Annotated in this window: 11 protein-coding genes; 1 reads left to right on the top strand and 10 read right to left on the bottom strand. The window is 66.6% G+C overall.

Annotated elements, in window-relative coordinates:
* Positions 1 to 10 precede the first annotated feature (10 nt).
* Both ABZ827_RS15760 and ABZ827_RS15755 read right to left on the bottom strand, forming a co-directional pair.
* Complete coding sequence (locus tag ABZ827_RS15760; RefSeq protein ID WP_357237481.1) at positions 11 to 841, bottom strand: SDR family NAD(P)-dependent oxidoreductase; 831 nt, start codon at positions 839 to 841, stop codon at positions 11 to 13.
* Entirely contained in the window at positions 838 to 2385 is a 1548-nt protein-coding gene (locus ABZ827_RS15755; protein ID WP_357237480.1) for an NAD(P)/FAD-dependent oxidoreductase, read from the bottom strand. The genes ABZ827_RS15760 and ABZ827_RS15755 overlap by 4 nt, the downstream gene beginning before the upstream one ends.
* Positions 2386 to 2454: 69 nt before the next feature.
* Here ABZ827_RS15755 and ABZ827_RS15750 point away from each other — a divergent pair, with 69 nt between their 5' ends.
* On the top strand, positions 2455 to 3087 hold the full coding sequence (locus tag ABZ827_RS15750) for a TetR/AcrR family transcriptional regulator (RefSeq protein ID WP_357237479.1): 633 nt from the start codon (positions 2455 to 2457) through the stop codon (positions 3085 to 3087).
* 25 nt (positions 3088 to 3112) lie between these two features.
* Here the strand turns inward: ABZ827_RS15750 and ABZ827_RS15745 are convergent, their stop codons facing one another.
* The 8 genes from ABZ827_RS15745 to ABZ827_RS15710 form a co-directional block, all read right to left on the bottom strand.
* Entirely contained in the window at positions 3113 to 3679 is a 567-nt protein-coding gene (locus ABZ827_RS15745) for a Uma2 family endonuclease (RefSeq protein ID WP_357237478.1), read from the bottom strand.
* A gap of 336 nt (positions 3680 to 4015) precedes the next feature.
* Entirely contained in the window at positions 4016 to 4441 is a 426-nt protein-coding gene (locus ABZ827_RS15740; protein WP_357237477.1) for a PIN domain-containing protein, read from the bottom strand.
* Positions 4438 to 4650, bottom strand: a complete 213-nt coding sequence (locus ABZ827_RS15735; protein ID WP_357237476.1) for a type II toxin-antitoxin system VapB family antitoxin — start codon at positions 4648 to 4650, stop codon at positions 4438 to 4440. The genes ABZ827_RS15740 and ABZ827_RS15735 overlap by 4 nt, the downstream gene beginning before the upstream one ends.
* Before the next feature lie 210 nt (positions 4651 to 4860).
* Complete coding sequence (locus ABZ827_RS15730; protein WP_357237475.1) at positions 4861 to 8679, bottom strand: multifunctional oxoglutarate decarboxylase/oxoglutarate dehydrogenase thiamine pyrophosphate-binding subunit/dihydrolipoyllysine-residue succinyltransferase subunit; 3819 nt, start codon at positions 8677 to 8679, stop codon at positions 4861 to 4863.
* 122 nt (positions 8680 to 8801) lie between these two features.
* Positions 8802 to 12428, bottom strand: coding sequence for an ABC transporter ATP-binding protein (locus ABZ827_RS15725; RefSeq protein WP_357237474.1), 3627 nt, complete (start codon positions 12426 to 12428; stop codon positions 8802 to 8804).
* A 215-nt stretch (positions 12429 to 12643) separates the two neighbouring features.
* Positions 12644 to 13426, bottom strand: a complete 783-nt coding sequence (locus ABZ827_RS15720; protein ID WP_357237473.1) for an ABC transporter permease — start codon at positions 13424 to 13426, stop codon at positions 12644 to 12646.
* Positions 13423 to 14361, bottom strand: coding sequence for an ABC transporter ATP-binding protein (locus ABZ827_RS15715; RefSeq protein ID WP_357237472.1), 939 nt, complete (start codon positions 14359 to 14361; stop codon positions 13423 to 13425). The genes ABZ827_RS15720 and ABZ827_RS15715 overlap by 4 nt, the downstream gene beginning before the upstream one ends.
* Positions 14358 to 15137 carry a hypothetical protein gene (locus tag ABZ827_RS15710; protein WP_357237716.1) on the bottom strand — a complete coding sequence of 260 codons (780 nt, stop codon included), beginning with the start codon at positions 15135 to 15137 and terminating at the stop codon, positions 14358 to 14360. Before ABZ827_RS15710 ends, ABZ827_RS15715 begins: the two co-directional genes overlap by 4 nt.
* Positions 15138 to 15160: the final 23 nt, after the last annotated feature.

Below are 15160 nucleotides of genomic sequence, written 5' to 3'. Positions count from 1 at the left end.
TTTCTCGCGATCAGGGCAGGTAACGGCGTTCGACGGCCACCGCGATGCGCTGGTAACCGGACGCGGCGGTGCGGACGAACAGATCCAGCAGTTTGGCTTCCCAGCCGATCAGGACCCGGCCGCGGCCCTTGCGCACGCCGTCGACAATGGTCTGGGCCGCCATCTCGGGGCTGTGGATGGCGAGGTATTTGTCGAACTTCGAGGTGGCGTCGGCACCGTCGATATCGTCGCTGTAGGTGGCGTTGCGGGCGACCGCGGTCTTGATTCCGCCGGGATGCACGCACGTGACCTGGACCGGCGCCTTGTCCACCAGCATTTCCTGGCGCAGAGCTTCGGTGAATCCGCGGACCGCGAATTTCGCCGAGTTGTACGCGGCCTGGCCGGGGACGGCGATGAGCCCGAAGAGGCTGGAGACGTTCACGACGTGCCCGTCACCGGATTCCAGGATGTAGGGCAGGAAGGCTTTGGTCCCGTTCACCACACCCCAGAAATCGACATCCATGATGCGTTCGATGTCTTTGAAATCGGTTTTCACGATATCGCCGTGGTGCGCGATACCGGCATTGTTGTAGATCTGGTGTACGACGCCGAAATGCTGTTTCACCGCGTCCGCGTACAGCAGCACGGCCTCGCGCTCGGCCACGTTCAGCCGATCCGATTTCACCTCGGCGCCCAGTTGCTCGCACCGGCGTACGGTTTCGGCAAGTCCCTCGGTGTCGATATCGGAGAGGGCCAGCTTCGCTCCGCGGCGCGCGAGGTTAACGGCCAGTGCCCGGCCGATACCGGAACCCGCGCCGGTGATGACACAGACCTTGTTACGGAAGTAAGCCTCGTTGCTCATGGGGCAGTCACTACTTTCAGATCGGGACGAGCGGGTGCGTCGGCGGCGGTCGTCGTATCGTAGGCGGCCATATCGAATTTCCTTGTGATGCGTCGGAATTCGAAGGTGAAATCCGGCCACAGCGTGGTGTTGTTGCCGTGCTTGTCGAGGTACCAGCTGGCGCAGCCGCCGGTGCTCCACACGCTCTTGGCGAGTTTGCGCTGCAGGCCGGCGTTGAAATCGTCCTGGGCCTCGCGACGCACCTCGACAGTACGCAGGTTCCTGCGTTCGAAGGTGGCCAGCGCGTCGGCGATGTAGTTGATCTGCGATTCGATCATGTACACCATCGAGGTGTGGCCGAGCCCGACATTCGGGCCGAGCAGGAAGAACATATTCGGATAGTTGGCGATCGCCGCCCCCTTGTACCCCTGCTGACCGATCTCGTCGAAGATTTCCGAGAGGCTGCGGCCGTCGCGGCCGAAAATGGTCTGGTATGCCGGGGAATCGGTGACGTGGAAGCCGGTGGCCACCACGATCGCGTCGACCTCGCGCTCGGTGCCGTCCTTCGTGACGATCGAGTTCGCGCGGATCTCGGCGATACCGTCGGTGACCACGTCGACATTGTCGCGGTCCAGCGCCGGGTAGTACTCGTTCGAGATCAGCATGCGCTTGCAGCCGATCCGGTAGTCCGGGGTGACCTTCTTACGGAGTTCGGGATCGCGGATCTCGAACTGCAGTTTGGCCTTGGACAGCGCCTCGAACCCCCGCATCAGCGGCGGGAATTTCGCCAGGCCCACCACCTGCGTTTCGCGGGCGGCGTAGATGGCGGCGCGGGACAGCCGCTGCACACCCGGAATATGTTTGAACGCGAGCCGCTCCGGCAGCGTGTACGGCCGGTCGAGCCGGGGGAGCAGCCACGGCGCGGTGCGCTGGTAGACGTCGAGGTGGGAAACCTTGCCGGCGATCGCGGGGACGATCTGGATGGCCGAGGCGCCGGTGCCGATCACCGCGACCCGCTTACCGGCGAGGTCGGAATCGTGATTCCAGCGGGCGGAGTGGAAGATCTCGCCCTCGAAGCTGTTGATGCCCTTGATATCGGGCAGATTGGGTTCGCACAGTGCGCCGACCGCGGAAACCACGGTATCGGCGGTGAAATCGCCCTTGCTGGTGCTGATCTCCCACTGGGCGGTGTCGTTGTTCCAGTGGGCGCTGGTGACATCGCAGTCGAAGAGGTGTTTATCGCGCACGTTGTACTTCTCGGCGACGCCCTGGATATAGGACTGGATCTCGCCCTGACGGGAGAACGAGCGGGACCAGTCGGGGTTCAGGGCGAACGAATAGGAGTACAGGTGCGAGGGCACATCGCACGCGGCACCGGGGTAGGTGTTGTCCCGCCAGGTGCCGCCGACATCGCTGCCGCGTTCCAGGACCAGGAAATCGTCCCGGCCCTGCTGGGTCAGCCGGATGGCGAGGCCGAGGCCGGCGAAACCGCTGCCGATGATGATCGTCCGCAGGTGGCGGGGCTGGGCAGCGGCGACAGCTTTGTCTGTAACCTTGCGACTCATGTACCCCAGACTAAAGCTCTATTGAGTCGGAGTCAACAGTATTGAGCAGCGTTCAGTAGGATGGATCGAGTGAGCACGAGTCCGGGAGAAACCGCCAAACGCGTCCGCCTGAGTCCGGACGAGCGGAGGACGCAGTTGATCACCCTCGGAGTCAAAATGCTCGGCGAACGGGCGATCGAGGACATATCGGTCAGTGAAATCGCAGCTCAGGCCGGTATTTCCCGCGGGCTGCTGTTCCACTATTTCCCCACCAAACAGGATTTCCAGCTGGCAGTCGTGCAGCAGGCGAATGCGGAACTGCTGGTGCGGGTGGTCCCGGACCCCAGCCTGGGCTTGGCCGATATGCTGCGTGATTCGGTGGGCCGCTATATCGACTATGTGAGCGAGAACCGCAGCTCATACGTGGCGCTTCTGCGCGGCCCCACCAGTTCCGATCCCGACCTGGCGAACATGGTGGCACAAACACGGCGAGCGATCGTCGACATCATCCTCGCCGAGGTGCCACTGTCCGATCAGGAGCGCGAAGATCCCCGCCTGCTGCTGTCGATCCGGGGCTGGGTCGCGTTCACCGAGGAAACCACGCTGTCCTGGCTGAGCGAGGAAAGTATTACGCGGGACGAACTGATCGACCTGCTGGTGGAGTCGCTGCTGGCGCTGTCGACGGCGGTGAACCCTGCCCTCGCGGCTGCCCTCCGGTTCTGACCGGCCGGCGTCGATGGGCTGCCGGTCAGCCCTCGGCCAGGTCGATCTCGGTGGCGAATGGGGCCGACGCTTTGACGACACCCGTGTGCATTTCTCCGGTCCGATACGTTCTGGTCGCAGGGTCGAGGATGTAGGTGTAGATCAGCGGCACGCCGGTTGCGGTCTGTTCGACCCGCCAGTAGAAGACGATGCCCGCCTTTGCGTACTGGTCCACCTTCACGATTCGATCCGTGGTCTCGGACCCGGGTGAGACCACCTCCACGACCAACAGCACATGCTCAGGACGAGTAGGAATTACGTCGATCGTATCCGCGCGGTACACCACGACGTCCGGGCGGCGATTGGTGAGCGGAACATCCTGGAGTCGAACATCGAAGTCCGTATCTGCGTTCCAATCCGGCCCACCCGCCGCATCCAGGGCATTCGCCAGAATACGGGCCAACCGGTTGTGCCGTTTGGATGCGCTGGGGCTCACAACGACCATCCCGTCCACGATCTCGATGCCCGCACACTGCTCTGCGGACCAGGATTCGTACTCGGCGGCGGTGATCTGCTGATGCATCCACGCCGGGGTCACTGCCTCGACAGTCATGACACTGCTCCTCCCGTACATCACGGGCGGGTCCGATTCCGCTCGGCTCAGTGTACAAGCCGAACACTTCCGATCTGCCGTGCGGCGTGCTGCGGAAACGTGCGACGCCGGGCACGAATCACCTCGGGTGAGGGTCGTGCCCGGCGTCGAAGCGAGTCGTCGCTCAGCTGGTCGGCAGGAAGGCCTCGTCGATGATCTCGGCCTGCTCCACAGCGTGCACCTTGCTCGAACCCGAGGACGGGGCCGACATGGCGCGCCGGGAGATCCGGCGCAGGCGGCCCAGCTGTTGACGGCAACCCGTGCCAGGTCATCCGGCAGCTGTCCCCGGCGGCGGAGTCAGGGTTTCAGTCGTAATTGGTTCAGTGCGGGTACCGCGCGGTGAATCGTGCAGAAGTCGCGGTCGTTGTGGACGACAACGGCGTCGTGCCGCAAAGCCGTTGCCGCAATCTGGATATCGGTGGTCTGCGCGCCACGTCCAGCACCGATCTTCCACAGTGCGGTCCGGATCCGGCCCACCTCTTCCTCGACTCCGCCATCGGTTTCCAGCCAGTGGAAGACCGCGCCGTACAACTCGGTGATGAATATCAGATCCTGCCTGTTCCGAGCGCTGAAGCGAGCCTCGTCCATGGTCACCATCGACGAGCACAGGACGCCCTCGACTGCCAGCCGATCGATTGCGAGCTTTGCGGAACTGCTGGTTCGATAGTGCGACATCAGCGAGTGGTCGATCAGATACAGGGGCCGGGCGAACGGCGATGTCACTCCGCGTTACGCCGTTCGTCGGCAAGTTCGTCTGCAGTGAGGAAAGGATTGTGGTCCATCCGAGACAGTCTGCTCAGTGCTTCGCGTTGCCGGTAACCCTGGACGAGTTCGGACATCGCCAGATTGATCACCGCCTTCTTGGTCGGAAGGCCGGTCAGCCGGAGCGCTTCATTCAAGACCTCGTCCGGGATGTTCACCGTGGTTGCCATCGGACTCCTTGGATATTGCGAGATGCTCGTATTCATAATACAGGTGATTCGTAATATCCACTTCGATGGATGGGCCCGGTGGAGCGAGCCGATCGATCAGATCTCGGCGAGGTCTATCGCAGCAGCTCATGGAAACCCGCCGGAGAAACCACGACGCCGGGCCGCGAACACCTCGGGAGGGGTCGCGCCCGGCGTCGGGCGAGTCGTTGATCAGGAGGTCGGCAGGAAGGCCTCGTCGATGATCTCGGCCTGCTCCACCGCGTGCACCTTGCTCGAACCCGAGGACGGGGCCGACATGGCGCGGCGGGAGATCCGGCGCAGGCGACCGAGCCGCTGGGGTAGCAGCTCCGGCAGGTTCAGGCCGTAGAACGGCCAGGCACCCTGGTTCGCCGGTTCCTCCTGGACCCAGGCGATCTCGGTGGCGTTCGAGTACCGCTCCAGCGCCTCGTTCAACCGGAACTTCGGCATCGGGTAGAGCTGCTCGACCCGGACGATGGCGACATCGTCACGCTTGCGCTTGGCCTTCGCGGCGGCCAGCTCGTAGTACAGCTTGCCGCTGGTCAGCAGGATGCGCTTGACCGCGCCGCGGTCGCCGATGCCCTGCTCGTAGGTGGGCTCGTCGAACACCGAGCGGAACTTGGACTCGGTGAAATCCTTCAGATCGCTGACCACGGCCTTGTTGCGCAGCATCGACTTCGGGGTGAAGACGATCAGCGGGCGGCGGATACCGTCCAGCGCGTGCCGGCGCAGCAGATGGAAGTAGTTCGCCGGGGTGGACGGCACCGCGACCGTCATCGAACCCTCCGCGCACAACTGCAGGAAGCGTTCGATCCGGCCGGAGGTGTGGTCCGGACCCTGACCTTCGTGCCCGTGCGGCAGCAGCAGCACGACCTCCGAGAGCTGACCCCATTTGGCCTCACCCGAGGAGATGAACTCGTCGATGATCGACTGCGCACCGTTCACGAAGTCACCGAACTGCGCCTCCCACAGCACCAGCGCGTCCGGGTTGCCCAGCGAATAGCCGTATTCGAAGCCGACAGCGGCGAATTCGCTCAGCGCCGAATCGTGCACGGCGAACCAGCCCGGATTGGCGCTGTTGAGGTTGTGCAGCGGGGTGTACTCGGCGGCGGTCTTCCGGTCGATGATCACCGAATGCCGCTGCGTGAAGGTGCCGCGGCGGGAATCCTGACCGGTCAGCCGCACCGCGCGACCCTCGTCGATCAGGGTGCCGAAGGCCAGCAACTCGGCGAATGCCCAGTCGACCTTGCCCTCGTAGGCCATCTCGCGGCGCTTCTCCAGCACCGGCTGCACCCGCGGGTGCACGCTGAAACCGTCGGGCACGTTCAGGAACGCGTCACCGATCCGCTGCAGCACCGATTTGTCGACGGCGGTGAGCACGGTGGACGGGATCTGCTGATCGTCCTCCACCGATTCACTCGGACCCTGCGGGTACTTCTCCAGCTCACGGACCTCGTTGAAGACCCGCTCCAACTGGCCCTGGTAATCGCGCAGTGCGTCTTCGGCCTCTTTCAGCGAGATATCACCGCGGCCGATCAGGCTCTCGGTGTAGCTCTTGCGGACGCTGCGCTTGGTGTCGATGACGTCGTACATGTACGGCTGGGTCATCGACGGGTCGTCGCCCTCGTTATGGCCGCGGCGGCGGTAGCAGATCAGGTCGATGACCACGTCCTTGCGGAACTTCTGCCGGAAATCGACCGCCAGGCGGGCCACCCAGTCGCAGGCCTCCGGATCGTCGCCGTTGACATGGAAGACCGGGGCGCCGATGAACTTGGCGATATCGGTGGAGTACTCGGTGGAGCGGCTGTTCTCCGGGGCGGTGGTGAAACCGATCTGGTTGTTCACCACGATATGGATGGTGCCGCCCACGCGGTAACCGCGCAGACCCCCGAGGTTCAGCGTTTCGGCGACCACACCCTGCCCGGCGAACGCGGCGTCACCGTGCAACATCAGCGGGACGACCGAGAAGCCGTCCGGGCCGTCGCCCTTGTCCAGCAGATCCTGCTTGGCGCGGACCAGGCCCTCGAGGACCGGGTCGACAGCTTCCAGATGCGACGGGTTGGCGGTCAGCGAGACCTCGATCTCGTTGTCGCCGAACATCTGCAGATAGGTACCCCGCGCGCCGAGGTGGTATTTCACATCGCCCGAACCGTGGGTGGCGGCCGGGTTCATATTGCCCTCGAACTCGGTGAAGATCTTCGAGTACGGTTTGCCGACGATATTGGCCAGCACATTCAGCCGGCCGCGGTGCGGCATACCGATGACGACCTCGTCGAGCGAGTACTCGGCGCACTGGTCGATCACCGCGTCCATCATCGGGATCACGGTTTCGGCGCCTTCCAGCGAGAACCGTTTCTGGCCGACGTACTTGGTCTGCAGGAAGGTTTCGAACGCCTCGGCGGCGTTGAGCCGGTTCAGAATGTACTTCTGCTGGGCGACCGTCGGCTTCACATGCTTCTGCTCGACCCGGTCCTGCAGCCACTGCAGCTGGTCGGTCTCCAGGATGTGGGTGTATTCCACGCCCGCATGACGGCAGTAGGAATCGCGCAGCACCGAGAGCACATCGCGCAGCTTCATCCGCTCTTCGCCGTGGAAACCACCCACGTTGAACTCGCGGTCCAGATCCCACAGGGTGAGACCGTGCTCGGTGACGTCGAGGTCCGGATGGCTGCGGAACTTGTCCTTGACCAGGCGCAGCGGATCCGTATCGGCCATCAGGTGGCCGCGGTTGCGGTAGGCGGCGATCATCTCGAGCACGCGGGTGCTCTTGTCGACACCGCGCTCCTGGATGTCCTTACGCCACCGGATCGGCTCGTACGGCACGCCGAGACCGTGGAAGATCTCGTCGTAGAACTCGTCCGCGATCAGCAGTTTGTGGATGGTGCGCAGGAAATCACCGGATTCCGCGCCCTGGATGATGCGGTGATCGTAGGTGGAGGTCAGCGTCATGAGTTTGCCGACGCCGATCTCGGCGATCCGCTCATCGCTCATGCCCTGGAATTCGGCCGGGTACTCCATGGCACCGGCGCCGACGATCGCGCCCTGACCCTGCATCAGCCGCGGTACGGAATGCACCGTGCCGATCGTGCCCGGGTTGGTGAGCGAGATGGTGACACCGCTGAAATCCTCGGCGGTGAGCTTGCCGTCGCGGGCGCGGCGGACGATGTCCTCGTAGGCGGTGTGGAACTGGCCGAAGGTCATCTCCTCGCAGCCCTTGATGGCGGCGACCACGAGAGAGCGGCTGCCGTCCTTACCGGGTAGGTCGATGGCCAGACCCAGGTTGGTGTGGGCGGGCGTCACCGCGTTGGGCTTCCCGTCGATCTCGGCGAAATGCCGGTTCATATTCGGGAAGGCCTTCACGGCCTGCACGATCGCGTAGCCGAGCAGATGGGTGAAGGAGATCTTGCCGCCGCGGGTGCGGGCGAGATGGTTGTTGATGACCAGGCGGTTGTCGATCATCAACTTGGCGGGGATCGCGCGCACGCTGGTGGCGGTCGGGATGTTCAGCGACGCCGACATATTCTTGGCGACCGCGGCGGCCGCGCCGCGCAGCACCTTGTTCTCATCGGCCGCCGGCGGTTTGGGCGCACCCGAGGTGGGGGCGGCGTTGGAGGTCGGCGCCGGGGTGGTCTTCGGGGCGCGCTGCTGCTGCGCGGTCGCGGTGGTCTTCGCGGCCGTGGTGGCCGGGGTCGCCGGCTTGGGGGCGGTCGCCGGGGTGGCGGCGCTGGCCGTGGCGGCAGGCGCGGCGGCCCGGGTCTGCACGGAGGCCGATTCGGCGGGCACGGGAGCGTGAGCGGTATTCACCGTGTTCGCGCGGGCCGCCGGTGCCGCGGCGGTCTGGGTGTTGCCGGATTCACCGGAGGTCTCGGGGGTGTAGTCGGCGAGGAACTCGTGCCAGCTGGCGTCGACGGATGATGGATCCTGTTTGAACTTCTGATACATCTCGTCGACCAGCCACTGGTTCTGACCGAACTGGGATTTTGAGCTGCTCACAGCAGGTGTTCGCCTCATTTCGTTCTTCGCGCTGCGACGTTTGTGACGTGCCCGGCACCGGGGATCGGCGGATTGGTACCGATACGCCCTCCGACGAGGATATGCCCCCGTGCTCATCGGCAACGTCACCGACCACCGGTCTACCCCGACCTCATTGTTGACGACCCGTCTGGTACCGAGAATATTCCTTCCGCGTCACCGGCGGCTGTCCACAGGCGGGCATACTCCCCACCGGCCGCCAGTAACTCCGTATGCGTACCCACTTCGACCACGCGGCCGCCTGCGATAACGGCGATGCGATCGGCGCGTGCCGCGGTGGCCAACCGGTGCGCGACAACCACGGTTGTCCGGTCACGGGCCAGCGAACCGGTCGCTGCCAGCACTTTCTCCTCGGTATCCGGGTCGAGCGTGGCGGTGGCCTCATCGAGCAGCAGGATATCGGGGTCGACGAGCTGGGCACGTGCCAAGGCGATGAGCTGGCGTTGCCCGGCGGAAAGCCCGCGCCCGCGTTCGCCGACGGCGCGGTGCATTCCGCCGGACAATCCGGCGATCATCTCCGCCGCGCCCACCGCCCGGGCGGCCGCGGCGATCTCGGATTCGGTGGCGGATGGTTTCCCGAATGCAATGTTGCTCGCCACATCGCCGGTGAACAGGTGAGCTTCCTGCGGGACCATACCGAGCCTGGATCTGTATCGGTCCAGGCGATAGTCGCGGATATCGACACCGTCCGCCCGGACCTCCCCGGTATCGGTGGCCGCGAGGTCGTAGAGCCGGGCCAGCAGTTTCACGATGGTGGATTTACCGGCGCCCGTCGCGCCGACCAGGGCCAGCGACTGTCCGGGTGCCACGGTCAGGTCTACCGCGTCCAGCGCGGGGCGGTCGGTGCTCGGATAGCTGAAACGCACGCCGTCGAGTGCCAGATCACCGCGCAGGCCCGCGGCGATCGGATCCGCGCCGGGCGGATCGGCCCGGATCGACGACGGTGTGCGCAGCAGTTCGCCGATCCGCCGGAGCCCGACTCGTGCCTGCTGGTATCCGTCGAAGACCTGCGACAACTGTTGAACCGGACCGAACAGCAGTTCCAGATAGAGCACGAAAGCGATGAGGGTGCCGGCGCTGGTCTCGCCGCTCGCCACCGCGTGGGCTCCGGCGAGGACGACCAGGGCCAGTGCCAGATCTGTCCACGCGGCCATGAAGGCGAAGTACAGCGCGATGGCACGCTGCGCCCGCATCCGGCTGCGCCGGTAGCCCGCGGAGTATTCGGCGAAACGGTGCGCGGCGCGCCGTTCGTGGCGATAGGCCTGTACCGCCCGCAACCCGGCGACGTTCTCCTGGAAATCGGCGTTCACCGTGGACACCCGTTCCCGGGAGATGCTGTACGCCACCGAAGAGACCCGCCGGAAGATCACCGTGGCGATGATCAGCGGTGGAAGCACACCGAGCAGTACGACCAGGGCCAGACCCGAATCGATCACCAGGAGCGCCACCGCGATGCCGGCCAGCGACAGCGCGCTCACCAGGGCGGTCGAGACACCGGTCTGCAGGAAGGTGGACAGTGCGTCGACATCCGTGGTCATCCGCGTCATGATCCGGCCGGACAGTTCCCGCTCGTAATAGTCCAGCCCGAGCCGCTGCAGATGGGCGTAGCTGCGGATCCGCAGCCCGTACAGCACCCGCTCCCCGGTCCGGGAGGTCAGCAGCGTGGTCGCCGCGGCCACGACCCAGCCGGCCAGCACCAGCACGGTCCCCAGTAGTGCGGTCACCGTGAGGGCGGACGGATCCGATCCGGCGACGCCGGTATCGATCGCATGGCGTACCAGCGGTGGAAAACCGATCCCGATGAGCGCGTCCAGAGCCAGCAGCCCCACCGAGGCCAGCACCAGACCGCGCACCGGCCGCAAGAGCCGGGGCAGCCGGAACCGGGGGTCCGGTTCGCGCAGCCGGGACGGGTCCAACCGGGGCTGTTCATCGGCAGCGGGCAGACGGTCGATCTCGCGCCGGAGTTCGGGCGTTTCGCTCAGATTCGCGGCGGCGGCGAGACGGTCCGCGGAGTTGGTGACCGGTATGCGGTCGGCTACGGTGGCCGGGCCGTCGGCAACGACGGTCTCGGGCTCCGGCAGGCGGACCACCCGGTCGGCATGGGCCAGGGTGGATTCGCGGTGCGCCAGGATGATCGTGGTGCGCGACCCCTGGTCGGGCAGCGCACCGAAAATGGCAGCCTCGGTCACCGCGTCCACAGCGGAAGTGGCGTCGTCGAGTACCAGGATGCGCGGCCGGGCCAGCAGTGCCCGGGCCAGGGCGATCCGCTGCCGCTGACCGCCGGAGAGGGTGAGCCCGCGTTCGCCGACCACGGTGTCGTAGCCGTCCGGAAGTGCCTCGATGAATTCGTCCGCGGCGGCCTGGCGCGCGGCGTCCCGGATCTCGGCGTCGGTGGCCTCTGGGCGGCCCAGCGCGATATTGGCCGCGACACTCGCACTGAACAGGAACGGATCGTCGAACACCACGCCGACGGCCGCGCGTAACCGGCCCGCTGTCACATCGGCGATATCGACGGTCTCACCGCCGCCGCCCAGCAGCCGGATCCGGCCGGAATCGGGGGCGTAGAACCGCGGTAGCAGGAGCGACAGTGTGGTCTTCCCCGACCCTGCCGGACCGATGATCGCCACTGTTTCGCCGGGGCGCACGCGGAGATCGAGGCCTCGCAGGACCGGTTGCCGGGGGTCGAAACCGAAGGTCACCGAGTCGAGTTCGATACCCAGTGGCCCGTCCGGTACGGGGACTGGCCGCGGCGGATCGGCCACCGCCGGACCCGCGTCGATCACCTGGTACACGCGTTCCGCGGCGGCCCGGGTGAGCTGGGCCAGAATGATCACCGAGGCCATGGTGCGGGCGGTTGTCGTCATGGTCGTGACATAGGCGCTGAAGGCGAGGAAGGTGCCGAGGCCGATGGCGCCGTGCAGTGCCAGCCAGCCGCCGAGCGCGATCACCACAACCAGCCCGGCCTGCGGTATCGCGGCCAGTGTGGGGGAGAAGCGGGCATTGATCCCCGCGGCGCGCATCCGTTCGCCGAAGAGCCGTCGACCGTGCTGTTCCAGCACGTCGACCATGCGTGCCTCCTGGCCGAACCCCTTGACCACCCGGACCCCGGTGACCGTTTCCTCCACATGCTGGGCGAGCTCGGCCGCGCGCTGCTGAGCCGACCAGGTCGCGGCATGTAAACGGGGCCGCATCCGGTACACCACCCCGATCACCAGCGGCACCATCAGCAGCGCTGCCGCCGCCAGCGGTGGTGACAGCCAGAGCATGACACCCGCGGCGAGGAGGAATTGCAGTAGTGACATTCCCGACAGCGGTGCCATCGCCAGCAGCGTCTGGACCAGCTGCAGGTCGGTGATGGAACGGGAAACCACCTGGCCGGTTCGCAGGGCGTCCTGGCCCGCACCGTCGAGCCGTTGCAGCGATCCGAGGAGCTGTAGCCGCAGCCCGTGCTGAACGTCGAGAGACAGTTTCCCGGCCAGCATCCGACGCCCGAACGAGGCGGCGAACCGCCCCACCGCGAGCAGTGCCAGCAATCCCGCGACGGTGCCGATGACCGCGGTAGCACCCGTGGTCGCCGAGTCCACGGCCCATTTGGTGAGCAGCGGCGCCACGATCTCCGCCACCGCGCCCGCTATCAGCGCCAGCGCGATACCCGCCAGGGTTCCGCGATATCGCCGGCATTCCGACCACAGTCTGCGGATCCAACCCGGCCGCACACCGCCACTCATAGTCCCGTGCCCATTACGCACGGGCGAGGCCCCTGCGTTACGCCCCGGCCCGGCTCGCTCATGCTGTGTGGACCGCGCATGACGGAAGACCCTGCGTGGTTACGCTCCGCCGCCTCCGGACCCGACTCGCTCATACGCCGCCCCATTTCGCCTGTCATCGACCATAACGACGCCTACCGACAGGGACTTGTTCCCGGCGAGAGTGGCCGGCCGCCTCAGAGCTCGGCGCGACGCAGCGTCCACCAGCCCGCGGCACCGAGACCGACAGCCCACAGCAGCAGCACCACGATCGCCGCGGGTGCGGGGGCCAGCAGATCGCTATCGGCGAAAGATCCGGAGAATACGGTGCTCAGCGTCGCGGATCCGGGCAGCAAGGTCACCGCGCCGGGTAGACCGATCCCCGCCGTCACCACCCACAGCAGCGGTTCGGCGAGCAGCATCCAGCCGAGTACCGACCCGACCGCCAGGGCCGGCGACCGCAGCAGCAACCCGATACCGGTGCCGATCACCGCCCAGCAGACGGCGGCCACCAGTCCGCCCCCGAGGACCGCGAACAACGAACCGGTCAGCTCGAACTTCCCCCGGCCGAACAGCAGCAGACAGACCATCGCGACGATCTCCACCGCCAACCCGGCCGCGAGCGCCACGAGCCCGGTGACCAGGAACTTCGCCCCGGCCAGGCGGTCCCGGTCGACGGTGAACAAGGCGGTGATCAGCAGGGTGCCGTGCTCATGTTCGCCGGCCGCGCTCGCCGCGCCGAACGCCGCCGACCCGATGATCACCGCGAAGAGCGCCACGTAGAGCCCGATGGTCGCGGTACCCGTCACCGGATCGCCCTGCGGGTCGCGTGGTCCCGCCAGCAGCGCGCTGACAGCGGGCGCGAGAACCGCCGCCGCCACCGCCAGCCCGGCGAGAACCCGCGCATACCGCAGGCTGACGGCCTTGCGGTATTCGGAATGCACGGGCGGAATCAGTTCCGCGGGCACCAGGTCGATCATCGAGAAACCCCGTACGGCAGAGAGGTGGACGGCATACCGGGCCCGGCCGGGCTGGCCGTGGCAGCGTGGGTGAGGGAGGCGAGCACCCGGTCGGGATGGATACGGTCGGCCATGATCCCGTCCAGCCGGACCTTCGCCGCCCGGGCGGCCTCGACGATTTCGTCCTCGGTCGCGCCCGCCACGGCGAGCTGATCGTCGGGCCGGATGACCGCGTCGGTGAAGCCGCGCGCCGCCAGCGCCGTGGCGACGGCGATCGACGACGAGGACGCGACCACCAGCCGATCCGGGTTGCGCCGTCGCAGCCGGGCCGGACTGCCCTGAAAAGCGACCGTTCCGGCGCTCAGCACCACCAGATGGTCGGCGATCGGCAACGCCGAGACCAGGCTTTGCGCGGTGAACAATACGGTGCCCCCGCGGCGCGTGTGGTTGCGCAGGAAACCCTGCAACCAGGAAATCTCGCCCAGCTGCATCTCGGCCGCCGGATCGTCGAGGATCAGCAGCCGGGGGTCGCCGAGCAGGGCGGTCGCCAATGCGGCGCGAGTCTCCTCGCCGGGAGTCAGATCGTCGGGGACGGTCCGGGCGCGGTCGGTCAGGCCGGTGGCCTCGAGCACAGCCGCTACCCGGCGGTCGGGATAACCGCCGGCAGCGGCGTACACCCGCAGGTGGTCGCGGACGGTGCGCCGGGGATGCAGGCCGCGGGGAGCGAGCACGGCGCCGACCGCCGAACTACCGCGCCCGCCGGCCAGCGTCGCGGACCCCGCGGTGGGCGGGATCAGCCCCAGCAGCACCGAGACGATCGTCGACTTTCCGGCTCCGGGCGGCCCGACGAGGGCGGCGCAGGTTCCCGGGGCGATATCGAAGGAAACGTCCTGTGCGCCGGTGGCGAAGTCCGGGTAGCGCTTGGTCAGGCCGCGGACCGTGATCGCGGGGGTCACCGGGAACCGGCCGGGGGTTGCCGGGGGTCGGTTGGCAGCGGCGCGGGCACTTCCGGCCGCGCGGGCTCCGAATCCCGCTGTACCGCTGTGCCGTCCGCCTTCTCCGGTGCCGGCTCGATGACGGCGTCCACGATCATCTCGTCGGGGAAGCGATGCGGTGCCGTCCCGAATGCCTTGCGGGCGTTGTTGACTGTGGCCTTGCCGAGGGCGCGGTTGCCGACACCACCGATCACCGCACCGATACCGGCGGGCACGATCTTGCCCGCCATCAGCGCCGCACGTTTGGTGATGAACCGGACGATGAACCGTTTGAGCAGCGAATCGTTCATACCGGATAAGCCCGGAATCTTGTTCGCGAAGACGGTGCCCCAATTCTTCGCCGAGGTCCCGACGCTCTTCTGCACGATCTCCATACCGCTGTCACCGAGAACTACGGCCAGCACCATCGCCCGCCGCTGTTCGGTGTCTTCGGGGCGCACTCCGTGCACCGCGGCCACGGCGAGGGTGAAAAGTGCCGAGGCTTCCATGAAGAAGGTGGTCTCGGCGCTCACGGCGGCCAGGGCGGCGATGGTACCGACCCCGGGAACGGCGGCGGATGCCCCCACCGCGCTACCGCTGCCGGTCACTGCCAGCAGATATTGGCGTTCCAGGCGTTCGACGATCTGAGCGGGCGTCTCCTCGGGATGGGCCCGCCGCAGTCGCGCGACGTACTTGGCGACGGCGGGTGCTTGTAGCCGGGAACCGTGGTCGAGAGCCTCGATCACGGCTTTTTCCACTGCCCCGTTACGCACGGCGTCAT

It is taken from the genome of Nocardia sp. NPDC019395, from assembly GCF_040632335.1.
Lineage (GTDB): Bacteria > Actinomycetota > Actinomycetes > Mycobacteriales > Mycobacteriaceae > Nocardia.
The sequence above is the reverse complement of the archived record's forward strand: the minus strand, read 5'-3'. Positions and strand labels throughout refer to the sequence as shown.

Excerpts from the sequence above, each read along its gene's own strand:
- ABZ827_RS15760 (WP_357237481.1), bottom strand. The coding sequence starts at position 841 with ATGAGCAACGAGGCTTACTTCCGTAACAAGGTCTGTGTCATCACCGGC.
- ABZ827_RS15755 (WP_357237480.1), bottom strand. The coding sequence starts at position 2,385 with ATGAGTCGCAAGGTTACAGACAAAGCTGTCGCCGCTGCCCAGCCCCGC.
- ABZ827_RS15745 (WP_357237478.1), bottom strand. The coding sequence starts at position 3,679 with ATGACTGTCGAGGCAGTGACCCCGGCGTGGATGCATCAGCAGATCACC.
- ABZ827_RS15735 (WP_357237476.1), bottom strand. The coding sequence starts at position 4,650 with ATGGCAACCACGGTGAACATCCCGGACGAGGTCTTGAATGAAGCGCTC.
- ABZ827_RS15730 (WP_357237475.1), bottom strand. The coding sequence starts at position 8,679 with ATGAGGCGAACACCTGCTGTGAGCAGCTCAAAATCCCAGTTCGGTCAG.
- ABZ827_RS15725 (WP_357237474.1), bottom strand. The coding sequence starts at position 12,428 with ATGAGTGGCGGTGTGCGGCCGGGTTGGATCCGCAGACTGTGGTCGGAA.
- ABZ827_RS15720 (WP_357237473.1), bottom strand. The coding sequence starts at position 13,426 with ATGATCGACCTGGTGCCCGCGGAACTGATTCCGCCCGTGCATTCCGAA.